Origin of the sequence: Lysobacter sp. cf310 (genome assembly GCF_900114355.1) — a bacterium.
GTDB lineage: Bacteria > Pseudomonadota > Gammaproteobacteria > Xanthomonadales > Xanthomonadaceae > Lysobacter.
Genome location: NZ_FOSS01000006.1, coordinates 42,835 through 61,952, shown reverse-complemented (window position 1 = coordinate 61,952; position 19,118 = coordinate 42,835). Strand labels below are relative to the sequence as shown.

Genomic DNA, 19,118 nt, shown 5'->3' with positions numbered 1-19,118 from the left:
TCCTCGATCAGGCCTGGGCGTCGCGCGGCGCGACCCGCACCGGCAGAACGCGCGCGATCAGCGCATAGGCGGCCAGGGCCACCGCGATGTAGCTCAGAGTGGTGCGCACGAACAGCGGCCCCCACTGCCACACCCGCGCCAGGTACTGGCTCAGGTTCGGATCCTCGTAGCGTCCGCCCAGCCAGTAGAACGCGCCGTTGGAGATCAGAAACGACACCGAGGCTGCGACCAGGCCGACCGCGAGCGCGCCCAACAGCGCGCGCGGGGTCGCCTGCAGCCGCTGCGCATAGGCGCGGCCGCCGTACCACAGCGCCGCGTACGCCAACAGCAGGAAGGCGTACGACGGCGTGACGCAGTAGTGCTCGAAGAAGTTCTTGCCCTGGGCCTGGATCGCGATCCAGTCGATCGCCACCGCCAGCACCAGGAAAGCGACGAAACCCAGGTGCTTGCGCAGCCAGAGGCCGCCGAGGAAGAACACCGCCATCGACGCATCGGGCAGGTGCAGCGCGTCGCCGAAGTGGTGGAAGCGGGTGGCGACCATGACCGCGGCGAGTGCGGTGAACAGACTGTAGTAGACGGATCGGCTGGGAGCGTTCATCGGCGGCCTCGGTGGCGTGGACGGGACGGTGGCGGCGAAAGCGCGGCGATCAGTTCGCCGCGCGGTAGCGCAGGGTCAACAGGTAGTTGCGGCCGGGCTGGTTGTAGTAGGCCGCGGTCTCGTAGCGCTGGTTGAACACGTTGTTGGCCGCCAGCTGCAGGCTCCAGGAATCGTCGAAACGGAAGCCCAGGCGCAGGTCGGTGGTGGCGTAGCCGTCCAGGCGGCGCGTGTTGGCCAGATCGTCGAAACGTTCGCCGGCGACGTAGACGCTGCCGCCCAGGCTGAAGCGGCCGTAGCGACGGTCGGCGTCGAAGCGTGCGCTTTCGCGCGCGCGCCGCGGCAGGATCTTGTCGCGGCTGGCGGTACGGCTGTCGTTGCGCGGATCCAGCCACGTCGCGCTGGCGCGCAGGTCCCAACCGGCCAAGACGGTATCGACCGTGGCCTCCACGCCCTGGATGCGCGCGCGATCGATGTTGCCGGGCAGACCGATCGAAGCATCGAACGCGATCAATTCGTCGACCCGGGTGTCGTAGGCGTTGAGCGACCAGCCGCCCCAGGCGTGTTCGCCGCGCAGGCCGAGTTCGAAGCTGCGCGACTCCTCCGGCTTGAGATCGGCGTTGCCGAAGCCGGGAAAGTACAGTTCGTTGAAAGTCGGGGCCTTGAACGCGGTGCCGTAGCTCGCGGTCAGGCGCAGCTGTTCGCTGAGGTTCCAGCCCCACAGCGCGCTGCCGGTGGTCTGGCCGCCGAACTGGCTGTCGTCGTCGCGGCGCAGGCTGGCCTGCAGCGCGTGCGCGCCAGATTCGCGCTGGTACTGGCCGAACAGGCCGCGGTTGATGCGGCGGTCGTGGGCGTAGACGGTGCTGCTTTCGACCTCGTCGCGCTGCCAGTCGTAGCCCAGGGTGAGCAGGCCGCCGCCGAGGCCGAAGTCGCCCTGCAGCGAGCCCAGCTTGCGACGCGTATTGAAGGTGCTGGAGTAGACGCCGTTGCGGTAGTTGTCGCTGAGGTCGCTGCTGCGGCCCAGGTTGAGGATCAGCGTGGCCTGTTCGCTGGGGGCGTAGCGCAGGCGTCCGCCGGCGACCTGCTGCACGGTGTCGCTCTGGTTGTTGGTGCTGCCGTCGTACTCGTTGCGGCCTTCGGCGCGGAACACACGCGCTTCGGCGTCCCAGGCGTCGCTGAAGCGGTAGCCGCCCTGCGCGGTCAGCGACAGGTTGCGGTAGCCGTCGCGGTCGGGCGAGTTGGTGAAGCAGCCGGCGCCGCCCGGCGAGGGCTTGCCGCGACAGGCGTTGATGCCGTCGGTGTCCTCGCTGGCGGCGTTGATCGAGTACCAGCCGTTGTCGCCCTTGCCGCCCACGCCCAGGGTGCCGCGACGCGTCTGCCAACTGCCGATCGAGGCGCTGGCGTGCGGCGCGAACGCGCCCTGCGGACGGCGGGTGAAGATCTGGATCACGCCGCCCAGGGCCTCGGAGCCGTACAGGCTGGAGAACGGACCGCGCACGATCTCGATGCGCTCGATCTGTTCGACCGGAATGTCTTGCAGGGACGCGCCGCCGCTGGTGGCCGAGCCGATCTTGATGCCGTCGACCAGCACCAGCACATGGTCGGACTCGGTGCCGCGCAGGAACAGCGAGGTCGACTTGCCGGGGCCGCCGTTGTTGGCCATCGACAGGCCGGGCGTGCCGCGCAGCAGGTCGGGCAAGTTGGCCGGCTGCAGGCGTTCGATGTCTTCGCGGTCGATCACGGTGACCGAGGCCAGGGTCGCGTCCTGGGTCTGAGCGGTGCGGCTGGCGGTGACCACGACCTGGTCGAGGTCGGTGGCGGCATCGGCGGCCCAGACCGGGGAGACGACGGACAGCAACGCCGTCGCCAGCGCGGTGCGGCGAAGCGCGTGAGGGTGGAAATTCAAAGCATGGCTCCTGATCCGCGCCTACCCGCGCGGAAACGATGGGTCGGAGACACGCCGAGGGAACGACGAGGCGGCGACGCGCGGACGCAAGGCGGCCCCATGACAGCGCCCACCGCGTGTCGGGTCAGCCTCAGGCCGGTCTCCGGGCTTGCAAGCGAGGGCCTCCAGCCCTCCGGTCCGCGCCTTCCCATGCATGCGCACAGTGGCTTCGTTGCGGATCGTTCGTCTTACTTACCGTTGCGGGGGCAGCTCCGGAATGGCCGTCGCTCCGTTCGGAGGACTGGCGCACCGGATTCCCGTTTCAATCGCCGGCGGGGCCGGCGATCACCTCAAGCCCGCGCATGGTAGCAGCCCGGGCCAGCTCCGCCGCCATGAGCAAACGGCATGAGCCGGACCGCGGCCGGGCGTCGTGGGCGCCCGCTGCCGCACTGGACCCGGCGGGTGTGTCATCAGGCAGATCGGCGGCACACCCAATTCCCGAAACCATGACGTACGGCTATTTCCCTATACGAAAGTGGGTTTGACCGGGTTGTTATAAGCGTGTTAAACCAAAATGACATCGCTACCAATCCCCCCGCCGCAAGGAGCCGCGCACCATGTCCGTAGCCGTCCGCGCCGTACGCCGTCCGCTCGTCCTCGCCCCGTTGTCGCTGGCCCTGCTCACGGCGCTCGCCGCCCCGGCCTACGCCCAGGACGCGGCCGCTCCGGGCGAACCCGCCTCCGAGGCCCACACCCTGGACCAGGTGATCGTCACCGGCACCCGGGTCAGCGATCGCACCGTCGCCGAGTCCAGCGCGCCGATCGACATCATCACCCCGGAGGCGCTGGAGGCCACCGGCACAGTCGAGCTCGCGACCGCGCTGGCGCGCGCCCTGCCCTCGCTGAACTTCCCGCGCCCGGCCATCACCGACGGCACCGACGCGGTCCGCCCCGCGCAGCTGCGCGGTCTGGCGCCGGACCAGGTGCTGGTGCTGGTCAACGGCAAGCGCCGGCACACCACTGCGCTGATCAACCTCAACGGCAGCCAGGGCCGCGGCTCCTCGCCGGTCGATCTCAATGCGATCCCGATCGCCTCGATCGAGCGCGTGGAAGTGCTGCGCGACGGCGCCTCGGCGCAGTACGGCTCCGACGCGATCGCCGGCGTGGTCAACATCGTGCTCAAGGGCAGCGACCACGGCGGCAGCGTCGCCGCGCGCTACGGCCAGTACAGCGCCGGCGACGGCGAGCAGTACCAGCTGTCCGGCGACGCCGGCTTCAAGCTCGGCGAGAACGGCAAGCTGCATCTGGCCGCGCAGGGCGGCCACCAGGACCAGACCAACCGCGCGCGCCCGTTCCAGGGCGTGGTCGAACAGCGCTACGGCGATCCCGAGATCGACAGCGGCGCGGTGTCCTACAACGGCGAATACAGTCCGGTCGACTACCTGACCTTCTATTCCTTCGGCAGCTACAGCAAGCGCGACGTGCTCTCCAACGGCTATTTCCGCTTCGCCGCCGACCCGCGCAACATCCCCTCGATCTACCCGAACGGCTTCCTGCCGCAGATCCACAACATCAGCAAGGACCGCTCGGCGGTGGTCGGCCTGCGCTCGGAAACCGCCGGCGGCACCCAGATCGACTTCAGCTACAACTACGGCCACAACGAACTCAGCTTCGACATCGAGCACACCCTCAACCGCAGCCTGGGCCCGACCTCGCCGACGCAGTTCTATGCCGGCGCGCTGGAAGTCACCCAGCACGTGTTGAATCTGGACTTCGCGCGTCCGGTCGATTTCGGCTGGCAGTATCCGGTGACCTTCGCCTGGGGCGCGGAATGGCGCGGCGAGGAGTTCTCGCAGCACGCCGGCGAACCGCTGTCCTACGCCAACGGCGGCGTGCCCGCCTCCAACGGCCAGATCATTCCGGGCGCGCAGGTGTTCTCCGGCTTCCGCGCCAGCGACGCCGGCGATTTCGACCGCCACAGCTATTCGCTCTATGCCGACGTCGAGGCCGACCTGACCGACAAGTTCTCCGCCGGCATCGCCGCGCGCTTCGAAAGCTACAGCGATTTCGGCGACACCACCTCGGGCAAGCTGTCGGCGCGCTACGCCTTCACCGACAAGGTCGCCCTGCGCGCCACCGCCTCCACCGGCTTCCGCGCGCCCTCGCTGCAGCAGCAGTTCTTCCAGTCGATCGCGACCAATTTCATCAGCGGCGTTCCCTACGAGATCGGCACCTTCCGCGTCGACAATCCGGCCGCGATCGCGCTGGGCTCGGAATCGCTGAAGGCCGAGGAATCCACCAACTACAGCCTGGGCCTGGTGCTGCAGCCCAGCGACAGCCTGTACATCACCATCGACGCGTACCACATCAAGGTCGACGACCGCATCCTGCTGTCGGAAAACCTGACCAGCACCGCGGTGCGCAACTACCTGCAGGCCAACGGCTATCCGGGCATCGGCGGCGGTCGCTATTTCACCAACGCCGTCGACACCAAGACCCAGGGCGTGGACATCATCGCGACCCAGAACTGGGACCTGGCCTCGGGCAAGTTCGGCCTCACCCTGGGCTACAACTACTCCAAGACCGAGATCGAGAAGATCGCCCCCAACCCGGCGCGCCTGGCCGCGATCGACCCGGCGGCGGTGCGCATCGGCCGCACCGAGATCGGCCGCATCACCAAGGGCGCGCCCAAGGACAAGTTCTTCCTGGCCGGCGATTGGGATACCGGCAACTGGAGCTTCAACGCCACCGCCACCCGCTACGGCGAGTTCACCGAACTGCACGCGACCAATCCGCTGCTGGACCAGACCTTCAGCGCCAAGTGGACGCTGGACCTGGCCGCGACCTACCACCTGGACAACTGGGACTTCACCGTCGGCGGCGACAACGTGCTCGACGAGTACCCGGACGAGTCCAAGCTGGTGCTGGGCACGCGCAACTACCTGCCCTACAACACCGCCTCGCCGTTCGGTTTCAACGGCGCCTTCGTCTACGTGAAGGCCGGTTACAAGTGGTGATCTGAGCGGCGCGGTTGGAATGCCCCGTATGCGACGACGGCCCGGACTTCCGGGCCGTCGTCTTTTTTCGACCGGCGAATGCCGCGCCGGTGCGCCCAAACGATGGCGGCGGCGCATTCGCGCAGCCCGGGATCGGCTATAAGGAGTCACCCCGCCGCGCCGGCCTTGCGGATTCCCAAGCCGCGCGCGGTTCGACGTCTCCGCCCAAGGAGGGCCGCCATGCGCTTAGCCGGATCGCTGCTGCTGTCGTTCGCACTGCCCGCCGTACTCGCGTTCTCGATCTCCGACGCCCTCGCCGCCCGCCGCGAACAAGTGGTGCTGATGCAGGGCAACGTCGCCGGCAAGCAGGTCGTGGAAACCGCGGCCGACGGCCGCGTGCAGGTCGAATACCACTTCACCGATCGCGGCCGCGGCGACCGCAGCAAGACGCGTTGGACGCTCAATGCCGACGGCACCCTGGCCGACTACGCGGGCAGCGGCAACGACTACCTGCTCAATCCCTTCGAGGAGCGCTATCAGGTCCGCGACGGCCGCGCGAGCTGGAAGAATCCCAGCGAAAGCGGCGAACGCGCGCTGTCCGCGCCGGCCTTCTTCCTGCCGCTGCAGGCGGCGCCGGAAATCTCCGGCGCGCTCGCGCGCGCGCTGCTGCAGGCGCCCGAGCGCAAGCTCGCGATCCTGCCCGGCGGCGAGGCGCGTCTGCAGACCCTGGGCGAGTACGAAGTCGCCGGCAAGAACGGCCCGGTGTCGCTGACCCTGCAGCGCATCGTCGGCCTGGACTTCACCCCGCGCTCGGTATGGTTGCGCGGCGACGGCGAGACCGCCGCGCTGATCGTAGCCTCGGGCTGGTTCGTGATCATCGACGCCGATCTGCAAGGCGCGCTGCCGAAGCTGCTGGAGCTGCAGGAACAGGCGGACGCGACGTGGGCCGCCGAGATGACCCAGCGCCTCACCCATGCGCCCAAGGGGCCGTTGCTGATCCGCAACGCGCGCGTGTTCGATCCGCGCGACCTCGCCGCCACCGCGGGCACCAGCGTGTTGATCGAAGGCGAGCGCATCGTCCGGGTCGCGCCCGACGCCCAGCTCAAGGCGCCGGAGAACGCAGAAATCCTCGACGCACGGGGCCGCTTCCTGATGCCGGGCCTGTGGGACGTGCACAAGCACTATGCGTCGATCGAGGACGGCGCCCTCGACATCGCCGCCGGCGTGACCAGCGCGCGCGACGTCGCCAACAACTTCGACACCTTCCCCGAGCGCGTGAAGCGCTTCGACGCCGGCACCGAAATCGGCCCGCGCGTGCTGATGGCCGGGTTCATCGACGGCCCCGGCCCCTACGCCGGACCGACCAAGATGCTGGTCGACACGCCCGAGGAAGCGCTCAAGGCCGTGGACTTCTACGCCGACCGCGGCTACATGCAGATCAAGACCTATTCCTCGCTGAAGCCGGAGCTGTTTCCGATCATCGCCGACCGCGCGCATGCGCGCGGCCTGCGCGTGAGCGGGCACGTGCCGGCCTTCATGTCGGCGCGCCAGTTCATCGAGGCCGGCGCCGACGAACTGCAGCATCTGTTGTTCGTGGAACTCAACTTCATGTATCCGCGCGTGCAGGACACCCGCACCAAGGCGCGTTTGACCGAAGTCGGCGAGCACGCCTACGAGTTTCCGCCGGACAAGCCGGAGGTGCGCGAATTCATCGACTTCCTCAAGCGCCACCACACCGTCATCGACGCGACCATGGCGCTGGAGGAGGACCTGTACAGCGGCGATCCCGACGCCAAGACCCCGCCCGGCCTGCGCGGCGTGGCCGAGCGCTTCCCGCCGCAGGCCCAGCGCGGCTTGAGCTGGGGCGCGCTGAAGCCGCCGCACGGCAAGGAGGAGGCCTACAAGCAGGCGCTGCCGAGCATGATGCGTCTGCTCAAGGCCTTGCACGACGCCGGCGTGACCATCCTGCCGGGCACCGACGCCCTGGCCGGCTACATGCTGCACGCCGAGCTGGAGGTGTACTCGCGCGCCGGCATCGCCAACGCCGAGGTGCTGCGGCTGGCGACGCTGACCCCGGCGCAGGTGCTGGGCGTGGACAAGGACCGCGGCGTGATCGCGCCGGGCAAGCTCGCCGACCTGGTGCTGATCGATGGCGACCCGCTCGCCGACATGCGCGATATCCGCAAGGTCGACGCGGTGTTCAAGGGCGGCAAGCGCTACGACCCGGGCGAGATCGAGCAGGCGCTGGGGATCGTGCCGAGGAAGAAGCCCGCGGTCGCGGAGTAAGGTCGCGACCGTAGCTCGATCGCGGCTTACGCCGCTCCCACAGGAAGCGGCGCTCCCGCGACATCGATGGTCCCGCTGTATGGGAGTGGCGAGCGATGGCTCGCTCTGCGTGGGAGCGGCAAGCGATCGCGCGCTGCGTGTGGGAGCGGCGTAAGCCGCGATCGAATCCCACAAACGACGTAGATCACGGAGCGCGAAACGGCCCGCCACTGCGGGCCGTTTCGCTCAGCCCTCAACCCTTGCGGAACACCAGGTGCCCCGCCTCGGCCTCGACCTGGATGACATCGCCGCTGACGAACTCGCCGCTGAGGATCTTCTGCGCCAACGGGTTCTCCAACTGCTGCTGCACCGCGCGCTTGAGCGGACGCGCGCCGTAGACCGGGTCGAAACCGACGTTGCCGATCAGCGCCAGCGCCGCGTCCGATAGCGCCAGCTTCAGGCCGCGCTCGCCCAGACGCTTCTCCAGGCCGACCATCTGGATCTTGGCGATCTCGCGGATCTGGCTCTTGTCCAGCGGATGGAACACGACGATGTCGTCCAGGCGGTTGATGAACTCCGGACGGAAGTGCGCCTGCACCACGCCCATCACCGCCGCCTTCATCTGGGTGTAGCTCTCGGCGCTGTCGTCGGCCGACAGCTCCTGGATCATCTGCGAGCCCAGGTTGCTGGTCATCACGATCACGGTGTTGCGGAAATCGACCGTGCGGCCCTGGCCATCGGTGAGGCGGCCGTCGTCCAGCACCTGCAGCAGGATGTTGAACACGTCCGGATGCGCCTTCTCGACTTCGTCGAGCAGGATCACGCTGTAGGGACGGCGGCGCACCGCCTCGGTCAGGTAACCGCCTTCTTCGTAACCGACATAGCCCGGAGGCGCGCCGACCAGGCGGCTGACCGCGTGCTTCTCCATGAACTCACTCATGTCGATGCGGACCATGGCGTCGCTGGAGTCGAACAGGAATTCGGCCAGGGCCTTGCACAGCTCGGTCTTGCCCACGCCGGTCGGGCCCAGGAACAGGAAGGAGCCGCTGGGACGGTCGGGATCGGACAGGCCCGCGCGCGAACGCCGCACGGCGTCGGAGACCACGCGGATCGCCTCGTCCTGGCCGACCACGCGCTGGTGCAGGGCCTGCTCCATCTTCAGCAGCTTCTCGCGCTCGCCTTCCAGCATCTTGGACACCGGGATGCCGGTCCAGCGCGCGACCACCTCGGCGATCTCCTCGGCGGTGACCTTGTCCTGCAGCAGCTTGAAGCCCTGGGTTTCGGCTTCCTGCGCGGCCTTGAGCTGCTTTTCCAGCTCCGGCAGCTTGCCGTACTGGATCTCGCTCATGCGGCCGAAATCCTGGGTACGCTGCGCGGCTTCCAGTTCGAGCTTGGCCTGCTCGATCTGCTCCTTGATCTTGGTCGCGCCCTGCAGGGTCGCCTTCTCGGCCTTCCAGACTTCCTCGAGGTCGTTGAAGTCGCGCTCCAAGGTGGCGATCTCGGCTTCGAGGTCGGCCAGGCGCTGCTTGGATTCGGCGTCCTTCTCCTTCTTCAGCGCCTCGCGCTGGATCTTGAGCTGGATCAGGCGGCGTTCCTTGCGGTCCAGCTCCTCGGGCTTGGAGTCGATCTCCATGCGGATGCGCGAGGCGGCCTCGTCCATCAGGTCGATGGCCTTGTCGGGCAGCTGGCGGTCGGCGATGTAACGGTGCGACAGGGTCGCCGCGGCGACGATAGCCGGGTCGGTGATCTCCACGCCGTGATGCACCGCGTAGCGCTCCTTGAGACCGCGCAGGATCGCGATGGTGTCCTCGACCGTGGGCTCGCCGACGAACACCTTCTGGAAGCGGCGCTCCAGCGCGGCGTCCTTCTCGACGTACTTGCGGTACTCGTCCAGGGTGGTCGCGCCGATGCAGTGCAGCTCGCCGCGCGCGAGCGCAGGCTTGAGCATGTTGCCGGCGTCCATCGAGCCTTCGGCCTTGCCGGCGCCGACCATGGTGTGCAGCTCGTCGATGAACAGGATCACCTGGCCTTCGTTCTTGGACAGGTCGTTGAGCACCGCCTTCAGGCGTTCCTCGAACTCGCCGCGGAACTTGGCGCCGGCGATCAGCGCGCCCATGTCCAGCGACAGCACACGCTTGCCGCGCAGGCCTTCGGGCACTTCGTTGTTGACGATGCGCTGGGCCAGGCCCTCGACGATCGCGGTCTTGCCCACGCCGGGCTCGCCGATCAGCACCGGATTGTTCTTGGTCCGGCGCTGCAGCACCTGGATGGTGCGGCGGATTTCCTCGTCGCGGCCGACCACCGGATCGAGCTTGCCCGATTCGGCGCGCGCGGTCAGGTCGATGCAGTATTTCTCCAGCGCCTGGCGCTGCTCTTCCGCGTTTTCCGATTGCACGCTCTCGCCTCCGCGCAGTTTGTCGATCGCTGGTTCCAGCTTGGCCTTGTTGGCGCCCGCGGCCTTGAGCGCGCGGCCGACTTCGCCGCCATCGTCGAGCGCGGCCAGCAGGAACAGCTCGCTGGCGATGAAGGCGTCGCCGCGCTGCTGGGCCAGCTTGTCGGTGACGTTGAGCAGGCGCGCCAGGTCGTTGCCCAGCGAGACGTTGCCGGCCTGGCCGCTGACCTTGGGCAGTTTTTCCAGCGCTTCGCCGAGGCGCTCGCGCAGCAGGGGCACGTTGACGCCGGCCTGCGCCAGCAGCGGGCGTGTGCTGCCGCCGCTCTGCTCCAGCAGCGCGGTCACCAGGTGCACGGGTTCGATCACGCTGTGGTCGCGACCGACCGCCAGCGATTGCGCGTCGGCCAGCGCCTGCTGGAAACGCGAAGTGAGCTTGTCCATCCGCATGGAGGGTTCTCCGAAAGGTGTGGCGGCCCGGCGCGAGTGTCGCGCGACGGCCGCGAATGACCTGTTAATGCGGGCTGGATGGGGCGATTCAAGCGGCGCAGGCTGGCGGCCGGGGCGATGCTTCAGGCTGCGCTGCGGCGCGGGCGCGATCGGCGGCCCTTACGCGGGCAGAAGCAAATCCCCCCATTCAAAGAGGAAGAGAGTCATCGCCCCCTTTGAAAAAGGGGGCAGGCGCCTGGGATGGCCGGATGCTGAGCGATGTTCAGGCGCGGGGGATTTGCTGTTGCGCGGGCAGAAGCAAATCCCCCTTCCCCCCTTCTTCAAAGGAAGGAAGAGAGTCATCGCCCCCTTTGAAAAAGGGGCAGGCGCCTGGGATGGCCGGATGCTGAGCGATGTTCAGGCGCGGGGGATTTGCTGTTGCGCGGGCAGAAGCCAATCCCCCCTGCCCCCCTTTTTCAAAGGGGGGAGCAGCATTGGCATCAGACCCGGCTGGTCGGCTGCAGGATCTCGACCCAGTAGCCGTCCGGGTCCTTGATGAAGGCGATGTCCTTCATGCGGCCGTCGCTCAGGCGCTTCTGGAACGCGACGCCCAGTTGCTCGAAGCGCGCGCAGGCGGCTTCTACGTCCGGTACCGAGACGCAGATGTGGCCGAAGCCGCGCGGCTCGCTGTTGCCGTGGTGGTAGGCGAACGCGGCATCGTGTTCGGTGCCGTGGTTGTGGGTGAGCTCGAGCACGCCGCGCTGGCTCAGCAGCCACTCGCCGCGCGCGGGTTCCTCGGCCGGGATCTGCGCCGGGTCCGGCACCAGCACCAGGAAGTACAGGCTGAACTGCGCCTCGGCGAAATCGCGCTTGCGCACCAGGGTGAAGCCGAGCACGCGGGTGTAGAAGTCCAGCGACCGCGCCGGATCCTTGATCCGCAGCATGGTGTGGTTGAACACGAAGTCGCGGGTGGCGGCTTCGGGGCGTGCGGTCACGCCGGGCACGGCGTCGAGTTCGGTCTGCAGGGACATGGCGGGGTCGGAGTCGAAGGGGGAGCGAACGATATGAGGACGCGCGACGGCCGCCTCAAGCCGGCGCTTCGTCGCGGCGTCGCTGCAGCGACAGCAGGGCCATCAGCGCGGCCAGCGCCAGATAGGCGCCGATGAACTGCCAGGCGATCACGCGCGGCAGGCCCTCCAGCGCCCACGGCAGGTAGATGCCGCCGCGCGGATCGACCGAGTGGATGATGCCGAACAGCGCCAGCGCCGCACCCGCGAGCAGGAAGGCCGAGGCGCGCAGCAGGCGGCCGTCGACCATGGCCGCGACCGCCGAGGTCCAGATCATCGAGGTCATGATGAAGCCGTTGCCCAGGGTCACGATCACCGCCAGTTCCGGCAGGCCGTGGCCGTCCAGCGCGCTCATCAGCTGGGCGTGATGCTCGGGCGCGATCCAGCCGGGATTGCCGGTCTTGATCGCGAGCATGTAGGCCACCGAGGGCAGGAAGCCGAACACCATCGCGGTGGCGTGCTTGCTGGGCGTGGCCTGGAAGGCCTGGGTGGTGATGTCGAGCGCGACATAGACGATGATCGGCGCCAGCACCGCCAGCGGCAGCCACTGCACCAGGCCCGAGACGATGCCGAGCATGCCGCCCAGGCCCACGAACAGACCGGTCAGCAGGGTGTAGCCGCTGCGCGCGCCCATGTGCTTGTAGGCGGGCTGGCCGATATAGGGCGTGGTCTGGGCGACGCCGCCGCAGAAGCCCGCGACCAGGGTCGAGAAGGCCTCGGCGAGCAGGATGTCGCGGGTGCGGTAGTCGTCGCCGGCCGCGCGCGCGCTTTCGCTGACGTTGATGCCGCCGACCACCATCAGCAGGCCGAACGGCAGCAGCAGCGGCAGATAGGGCACGGTCGCGGGCAGGCCCTCGATGAAGCCCAGGCTCGGCCACGGCAGCACCAGGCTCGGCGGCACCGCCTCCGGCCAATGGAAACCCGGCGCGCCCAGGCCCAGCGCGCCCAGGCCGTAGTAGAGGACGGTGCCGAATACGAAGGCCACGAACACGCCCGGCAGCTTGACCGGCAGGCGGCCCTTGGCGATCAGCACGTACAGCAGCAGGCCGAGGGTGACGAAGCCCACCAGCGGCGAACGCAGGGTTTCCACCAGCGGCAGGAAGCCCATCAGCACCAGCGCCACGCCGGCGATCGAACCCAGCAAACCCGCGCGCGGGATCAGGCGGGTGACCGCGTCGCCCGCGAACGAGAGCACGAACTTGAGCAAGCCCATCACCACCAGCGCAGCCATGCCCAACTGCCAGGTCGCGATCGCTGCGGCTTGCGGGTCCAGCCCGGATTGCTTGTAGGCGACGAAGGCCGGGCCCAGCACCAGCAGGGCCATGCCGATGCTGGTCGGCGCGTCCAGGCCCAGCGGCATCGCGGTCACGTCGTCGCGGCCGGTCTTGGCGGCCAGACGCCGCGCCATCGCCGTGTAGATCAGGTTGCCGACCAGCACGCCGAAGGCGGTGCCCGGAAACATGCGCGTGTACACCACCTCGGCCGGGAAACCGAATATGCCGATCAGGGCGGCGGCGATGAAGCCCAGGATGGACAGGTTGTCCACGACCAGGCCGAAGAAGCCGTTGAAGTCGCCGGCGACGAACCAGCGGCGCGAAGGGGAAGCGGTCATCGGCGGATCCTGGGCGAACGCGGGGACGACCTGGGATTGTGCGGGCTGGATGGGCCGCGCGAACAGCGTCTGGCTTAGAACGAAACGTCCGCCCGTTGGCGCGACCACAGCACCGACTGGTGCCCGCTCATGCGTTTCCAGGCCACCCGGATCGCCTCGATGTCGGCCACGCGCGCGGGCGTGTCCTCGTGCAGCACCACCAGCACCTTGGCGCGCTGGCGCTCGGGCGCGGCGGCGCCGCGGAACAGCCACTGGCCGTAACCCTCGAACACGGTCAGACCGTCGGGAAAGCGCGGGGTGACTTCGCGGTCGAGGAAGGCGCGCCATTGCGCCTCGTCGATCCGGGTCTGGTCCTGGCCTTCAGTGCCGACGCTGAAGTACAGCTCGCTGCGGATCCAGGCCTGCGCCGCGGCCGGGCGCGCGGCATCGCCGTGCAGGGCGGGATCGACGGGCGCAGGCGCGACGCTGGCGCAGGCGCTCAGGGCTAGGCACAGGGACAGCAGCAGGCCGTGACGTGGCATGGTCGGGCGCTCCGGGGCGGTCGCTGCATGGTTGCCGGGCCGGCGGGGCGGCGCAAGGGTGGCGGCGATGTTGGTGGGTGTCGCATCGCGCTTGCGGCGAGTGGTCGCACATAGCGACGAACTTGCACGGTAAATGCAAATCCCCCTCAATCCCCCTCAATCCCCCTTTTTCAAAGGGGGAGGACCGGCGGCGGCGCTGCTGTTCCGGGTTTCGCTAGAGGGTTCCGAAGTGTGTAAGCACCGGGCTTTGCTCCCTCCTTTGGAAAAGGATGAAGCCGTGCGTTTACGAACCGCAGGTTCGTGCGCGAGTGAACGTCCGCAGGCTATGCCCGTCGGCCGGGCGGGTTGGGAGGATTTGCTATTCGGGCGTGGGTCGGCCTGCGCTGCTGTGGCGCGGCTTCAATCGAGAAAACGCGCGCGCTGCTCCGGTGTCGGCAGCAGGCAGTGTTGGTAGCGGCCGAACAAGCGGTAGCGGTTGCGCGCGATCAGGCGGTAGAGCGGATCGCGCAGCGCGCGCGGCAGCCAGCGGAGGATCGCCGCGAGGCGCCAGACGCCGCCCAGGCCGACCAGCACGCGCGCGATCGCGTCGGTGTCGGTCCAGGCCTGCCCGCCCTCGATCAACAGGAAGGACATCGGATCGTCCGGATCCAGTCCGTGCGCGGACAGCAGCGCGCGGCCCTGCCCGCCCTGCATCGCCGCGAACCGGTAGCGTTGTTGGCGGTCGTGGCGCAGCAGGAAGCGCACCCAGCCGTTGCATAGCGCGCACACGCCGTCGAAGACGATGATCGAGCGATCGTCGGCCGCGCTGTCGCGCGGCGACGCCGGCAACGCGGGTTCGCGGGTTTCAGTCGACATCCAGCCAGCCCCGGTAATGCACCAACAGACCCGCCAGCGGCAGCGCCGCGCGCACGTCGAAACGATAGCGTCCCTCGCGCTCGGACTCGAGCGCGCTCACGCCGTCGAACCAGCGCGCCGGCAGCGGCAGGCCCAGCGCGTGCACGCGCGCGACGCGCCAGCGCAGTCCGGCATCCTCCACGTCCAGGGCGAAGCCGAAGCGCACCAGGCCCAGGCGCTCGCACAGCAGGCCGTCCTGCGCCCACAGGCGCGAGGGCATGTCGTGGCCGGCGAAACGGCGCAGCCAGCGTTCGGATTCGGGGCTGGCGACGATCTCCACTTCGATCGCGTCGCGGGTGGCCGGCGGCAGGCGCGTCGCCCAGGCGCACAGTCGCGACAGCCAGCCGGCGCCGCGCTCGGATTCGACCTGGCCGCGATAACGGTGCAGGCCGGCGCGTTCGTGCAAGGCGCGCACGCTCGGCGGTAAAGCCTCGTAGCGCGCGCCCAGCAGTTGCCGATACAGCGAAACCGCGGCGACGCTCATCCGATCGGGCCCCGGGCCGAGCGCCGGTCAGGCCGACGCGACCGTCGCATCGCTCCGCAAGCGCAGGAAGATCCGGCGTGCACGGCGCGCGCCATTCGCTTCAGTCCAGACCGCGCAGCGCGGGCGGCACCGCGTACTCGCGGCCGTCGTAATACAGGCGTTCGCGGCTCTTGCGCGCGGGGCTTTCGACGTTCGAACACTGCCCGTCGCTTTCCTGTTCGTTGCGATGGGTGCTGGCGCTGCTGGCCACGAGCAGGCCGGCGTAACCGTGATCGCGCTTGCCGTCGATGGCGACGGTGCGCTGCACGCTTTCGAACTCGCCCGCGCACTGGGTGTCCCATTCGCCGCGATCCAGCGCGACCTGCAGCCGGCTCAGCACCGGACGCAGGCCAGCGCCGTCGGGCACGTACAGGCTCAAGGAGGTGCTGCTGTAGGGATTGGCGCGCGAGGCGCCGGTGTAGCTCACGCGCAGGCCGAAGGCGGTGGTGCGCTCGTCGAGACGGTAGCGCGCGGTGTCCAGGCTCAGGCCGCTGACCCGGATCGCGTCGGAGTCCAGCGCATTGGCCTCGCGGTAGCGCTGCAGAATTCGGGGGCGCGCGGAGTCGGCGACCAGCAGTTCCAGATCGGCCGGTTCCACTTCGGGGTCGGTGGCGGCTTCGTGCTGCAGCTTGAGCGCGAGCAGGGTCTTGTCCGGCGCGGCCGGCCAGACCTTGCAGACCACCTCGCCGAGGTTGATCCAGCGCGCGGGCGATCCCGGCAGGCGCAACAGCTCGCCGTTATCGCCGGTTTCGCCCTGCGCCCCCGGATAGGCGGCCTGGAGCAGGTCGTAGACGCGCGACTGGCAGTCGGCGGCCATCGCCGGCAGCGGCGCGGCCATCGACAGGAGAGACAGCAGCAGGCATCGGCGGGCGGCGCGCATCACGTCATCCATATCAGGCTGGCCATGCGCCCGCCGCGCTGGTCGCGGCGGTGCGAATAGAAACGTTGCGGGTCGGAGATCGTGCTCAGCCCGCCGCCGTACACCTGGGCGGAATCCAGGCCGGCCGCGATCAGGCGGCGGCGCGCGAGCGCGTACAGATCGACGCGCCAATGCTGGGCGCGGGTGGCGACGAAGGCCTCGGCGGCGCCGGCGTCCTGGGCGACGAAGGCCTCGAAGACCTCGGCGCCGATCTCGTAATCCTGCGGACCCGCCGCCGGTCCCAACCAGGCGCGCAACCGCGACGGCGGCGTGCGCAGGGCCGCGACCGTGGCTTCGAGCACGCCTGCGGCCAGGCCGCGCCAACCCGCGTGCGCGGCGCCGACCTCGCTGCCGTCGTCCGCGGCGAACAGCACCGGCAGGCAGTCGGCGGTGAGGATGGCCAGCACGCAGCCGGGCGTGGAGGTCACCGAGGCGTCGGCCGCGGGTTCGTCGGCACTGGAGCCCGCCTCGCCCTCGAAGCGCACCACCTCGACGCCATGCACCTGACGCAGCCAGCGCGGCGGCGACGGCAGCGCGGCGTGTTCGATCAGCGCGGCGCGGTTGCGCAGCACCGCATCGGCCTCGTCGCCGGCGCGCAGGCCGAGGTTGAAGCGGTCGAACGGCGGCGCCGATACGCCCGGGCCCGTGCGCAGCGTGGTGAAGCCGCGCACGTTGGCCGGCGCGGGCCAGTCGGCTTGCAGCCAGGCATCGCCGTCGCGCATGGCTCAGCGCGCCTTTTCGGCGGCCGCGACGGTGTCGTCGTGCAGGGTCTTGATCAACGCGCGCATGTCGGCCGGCACCGGCGCGCTGCAGCGCACCGGCTCGCCGCTGATCGGGTGGACGAACTCCAGGGTCTCGGCGTGCAGGGCCTGGCGACGGAAACCGCGCAGGGCCTCGATCAGCTCGGGGGTGGCGCCGCGCGGCAGCTTGAGCGGGCCGCCGTAGAGCGGATCGCCGATGATCGGGTGCTTGAGGTGGGCCATGTGCACGCGAATCTGGTGGGTGCGCCCGGTCTCGAGCCGGCATTCCAGCAGGGTGTGGGCGCGGAAGCGCTCGCGCAGACGGTAATGGGTGACCGCGTCGCGGCCGTCCTCGCGCACCGCCATGCGGATGCGGTCGCGCGGATGGCGGTCGATCGGGGCGTTGGCGGTGCCGCCGGAGACCAGCGCGCCCACCACCACGGCCAGGTACTGGCGGTGCACCTCGCGCGAGGACAACTGCTCGACCAGGGCGGTGTGCGCCGGCAGGGTGCGCGCCACCACCATCACGCCCGAGGTGTCCTTGTCGAGGCGGTGGACGATGCCGGCGCGCGGCAGCGCGGCCAGGCCGGGGTCGCGGTGCAGCAGGGCGTTGACCAGGGTGCCGGCCGGATTGCCGGCGCCCGGGTGCACGACCAGCCCGGCCGGCTTGTCGATCACGATCACGTGCTCGTCCTCGTACAGCACGTCCAGCGCGATGTCCTCGGGCTCGGAGTGGGTCTGGATGTCGAGCACGGCGGTCAGGGTGACGGTCTCGCCGCCGCGCACCGGATCGCGCGGGCGGACTTCGCGGCCGTCGAGGCGGGCATCGCCGGACTTGATCCAGGCGGCCAGCCGGGAACGCGAATAGTCCGGGAACAGCTCGGCCAGGACCGCGTCGAATCGGCGCCCGGCGGCGCTGTCGGGCACGGTGGCCTGGAGGGGGTTTACGGACTCGTTCATCGGATGGGCAGGATTCAGGGGCTGGGCGCGGGGACTGCTATTATCGGCGCTTCGTGCCTCCGGCGCCCGCGAACCTTGCCATGACCCTTCGTTTCGCCCGTTCACACCGTCTCGTCCGACTGCTGTCCCTGCTGCTGATCGTGGTACTCGCCGGTACTGGCTGCGGCCGGCTGGGCAAGATGTTCAAGGACAAGGACGCGGACGAGGGCCAGCCGGTCGAGGCGCTGTACGACAAGGCCCACACCTCGATGACCAACGGCAACTGGGCCGCCGCCGAGAGCACCTTCAAGCGCCTGGTCGCCCAGTACCCCTACGGTCCCTACACCGAGCAGGCCCTGGTCGAGACCGCCTACGCCCAGTTCAAGTCCGGCAAGCACGACGACGCGATCAGCAGTATCGACCGCTTCATCCGTACCTACCCGACCCACCGCTACGCCTCCTACATGTACTACCTGCGTGGCCTGGTGAACTCCAGCCGCGACACGGTGTTCCTGCAGCGCGTGTGGCGCCTGGACTCCAGCCGTCGCGACCTGGCCACGCCGATGCAGGCCTACAACGACTTCTCGATCGTCGCCGAGCGCTATCCGAACAGCCGCTACGCCGCCGACGCGCGCCAGCGCATGATGGCGCTGCGCGATACCTTCTCGCGCCACGAGCTCGACGTCGCCCTGTACTACCTGCGCCGCACCGCCTATGTGGCCGCGGCCGAGCGCGCCAAGTACCTGCTCGAGACCTACCCGCAGAGCAAGTACCAGAACGACGCCGTCGCCACCCTGGCGGTGGCCTACGCCGGCCTGGGCAACGACACCCTGGCCGCCGACGCCAAGCGCGTGCTGCAGCAGAACGACCCCAACCACCCGTATCTGCAGAGTGGCGAGTGGCCGGACTACCCGGGCAACTGGCGCAAGCTCAACCCGTTCGCGGGCGAGAAGTCGGCGCTGGACAACCAGGATCGCAAGGCGAACTAAACCTGCGACCGCGCCGGGATACGACAGACGCCGCCTTCGGGCGGCGTCTGCGTTTGCGGGGTGTGGCGGGCGAATTCGGGATCGTCGCGCCGACGGCTTTGGCGGCATGGCGCTGAAGTCACTGGATCCCCGCCTTCGCGGCGATGACGAGCAAAAAAGAAAGCCCCCCCAACCCGCCGACAGCGCGGTTGCCGTGCCATTGCCGTTGCCGTTGCCGCGGCAATTGAATCCATAGCATCGAACTCGCCCAGCCTCCACTCAGACCCGGAGGGCGGCGCGCAGGACGCGCGCCGTTTTTCGATAGGACAAGGATGTCCTATCGAAAAATCCCGGCGCACACCCCGCTCTCGCAGGG

The 19,118-nt window shown here is 69.1% G+C and carries 14 protein-coding genes and 1 riboswitch; of the genes, 3 read left to right on the top strand and 11 right to left on the bottom strand.

Annotated features, from left to right (window positions below):
• Positions 1 to 7: 7 nt before the first annotated feature.
• A complete protein-coding gene (locus BMZ45_RS18935) occupies positions 8 to 598 on the bottom strand; it encodes a hypothetical protein (RefSeq protein WP_091638094.1) in 591 nt (196 codons plus the stop codon).
• A gap of 49 nt (positions 599 to 647) precedes the next feature.
• Positions 648 to 2,465: a TonB-dependent vitamin B12 receptor gene (gene btuB, locus BMZ45_RS18930; protein ID WP_254776705.1), complete on the bottom strand. Its 1,818-nt coding sequence runs from the start codon at positions 2,463 to 2,465 to the stop codon at positions 648 to 650.
• A gap of 151 nt (positions 2,466 to 2,616) precedes the next feature.
• Positions 2,617 to 2,848: riboswitch (cobalamin riboswitch) on the bottom strand.
• A 249-nt stretch (positions 2,849 to 3,097) separates the two neighbouring features.
• Here btuB and BMZ45_RS18925 point away from each other — a divergent pair.
• The gene (locus tag BMZ45_RS18925; RefSeq protein ID WP_091638092.1) at positions 3,098 to 5,497 is read left to right on the top strand and encodes a TonB-dependent receptor plug domain-containing protein; all 2,400 of its coding nucleotides are present in this window, start codon (positions 3,098 to 3,100) and stop codon (positions 5,495 to 5,497) included.
• A gap of 219 nt (positions 5,498 to 5,716) precedes the next feature.
• A complete protein-coding gene (locus tag BMZ45_RS18920) occupies positions 5,717 to 7,762 on the top strand; it encodes an amidohydrolase family protein (RefSeq protein ID WP_139215586.1) in 2,046 nt (681 codons plus the stop codon).
• A gap of 232 nt (positions 7,763 to 7,994) precedes the next feature.
• Here the strand turns inward: BMZ45_RS18920 and clpB are convergent, their stop codons facing one another.
• The 9 genes from clpB to rluD all read right to left on the bottom strand — a co-directional run bounded on the left by clpB (position 7,995) and on the right by rluD (position 17,795).
• Complete coding sequence (gene clpB / locus BMZ45_RS18915; protein WP_091638090.1) at positions 7,995 to 10,580, bottom strand: ATP-dependent chaperone ClpB; 2,586 nt, start codon at positions 10,578 to 10,580, stop codon at positions 7,995 to 7,997.
• Between the two features lie 479 nt (positions 10,581 to 11,059).
• Positions 11,060 to 11,590: a lactoylglutathione lyase gene (gene gloA, locus BMZ45_RS18910; RefSeq protein ID WP_091638089.1), complete on the bottom strand. Its 531-nt coding sequence runs from the start codon at positions 11,588 to 11,590 to the stop codon at positions 11,060 to 11,062.
• Between the two features lie 55 nt (positions 11,591 to 11,645).
• Positions 11,646 to 13,238: a hypothetical protein gene (locus BMZ45_RS18905; protein WP_091638088.1), complete on the bottom strand. Its 1,593-nt coding sequence runs from the start codon at positions 13,236 to 13,238 to the stop codon at positions 11,646 to 11,648.
• Between the two features lie 74 nt (positions 13,239 to 13,312).
• Positions 13,313 to 13,759: a DUF3574 domain-containing protein gene (locus BMZ45_RS18900; protein ID WP_091638087.1), complete on the bottom strand. Its 447-nt coding sequence runs from the start codon at positions 13,757 to 13,759 to the stop codon at positions 13,313 to 13,315.
• Positions 13,760 to 14,158: 399 nt separating this feature from the next.
• Positions 14,159 to 14,614: a thiol-disulfide oxidoreductase DCC family protein gene (locus BMZ45_RS18895; protein ID WP_091638086.1), complete on the bottom strand. Its 456-nt coding sequence runs from the start codon at positions 14,612 to 14,614 to the stop codon at positions 14,159 to 14,161.
• Positions 14,604 to 15,137 carry a DUF4166 domain-containing protein gene (locus tag BMZ45_RS18890; protein ID WP_091638085.1) on the bottom strand — a complete coding sequence of 178 codons (534 nt, stop codon included), beginning with the start codon at positions 15,135 to 15,137 and terminating at the stop codon, positions 14,604 to 14,606. Before BMZ45_RS18890 ends, BMZ45_RS18895 begins: the two co-directional genes overlap by 11 nt.
• Before the next feature lie 100 nt (positions 15,138 to 15,237).
• Positions 15,238 to 16,056 carry a hypothetical protein gene (locus BMZ45_RS18885; protein WP_091638084.1) on the bottom strand — a complete coding sequence of 273 codons (819 nt, stop codon included), beginning with the start codon at positions 16,054 to 16,056 and terminating at the stop codon, positions 15,238 to 15,240.
• Complete coding sequence (gene pgeF / locus BMZ45_RS18880; protein ID WP_091638083.1) at positions 16,056 to 16,817, bottom strand: peptidoglycan editing factor PgeF; 762 nt, start codon at positions 16,815 to 16,817, stop codon at positions 16,056 to 16,058. Before pgeF ends, BMZ45_RS18885 begins: the two co-directional genes overlap by 1 nt.
• A gap of 3 nt (positions 16,818 to 16,820) precedes the next feature.
• Complete coding sequence (rluD, locus tag BMZ45_RS18875; RefSeq protein ID WP_091638082.1) at positions 16,821 to 17,795, bottom strand: 23S rRNA pseudouridine(1911/1915/1917) synthase RluD; 975 nt, start codon at positions 17,793 to 17,795, stop codon at positions 16,821 to 16,823.
• An 80-nt stretch (positions 17,796 to 17,875) separates the two neighbouring features.
• On the opposite strand from rluD, the gene BMZ45_RS18870 reads away from it, so the two are divergent.
• Entirely contained in the window at positions 17,876 to 18,763 is an 888-nt protein-coding gene (locus BMZ45_RS18870) for an outer membrane protein assembly factor BamD (RefSeq protein WP_091638081.1), read from the top strand.
• The last annotated feature ends 355 nt before the right edge of the window (positions 18,764 to 19,118 follow it).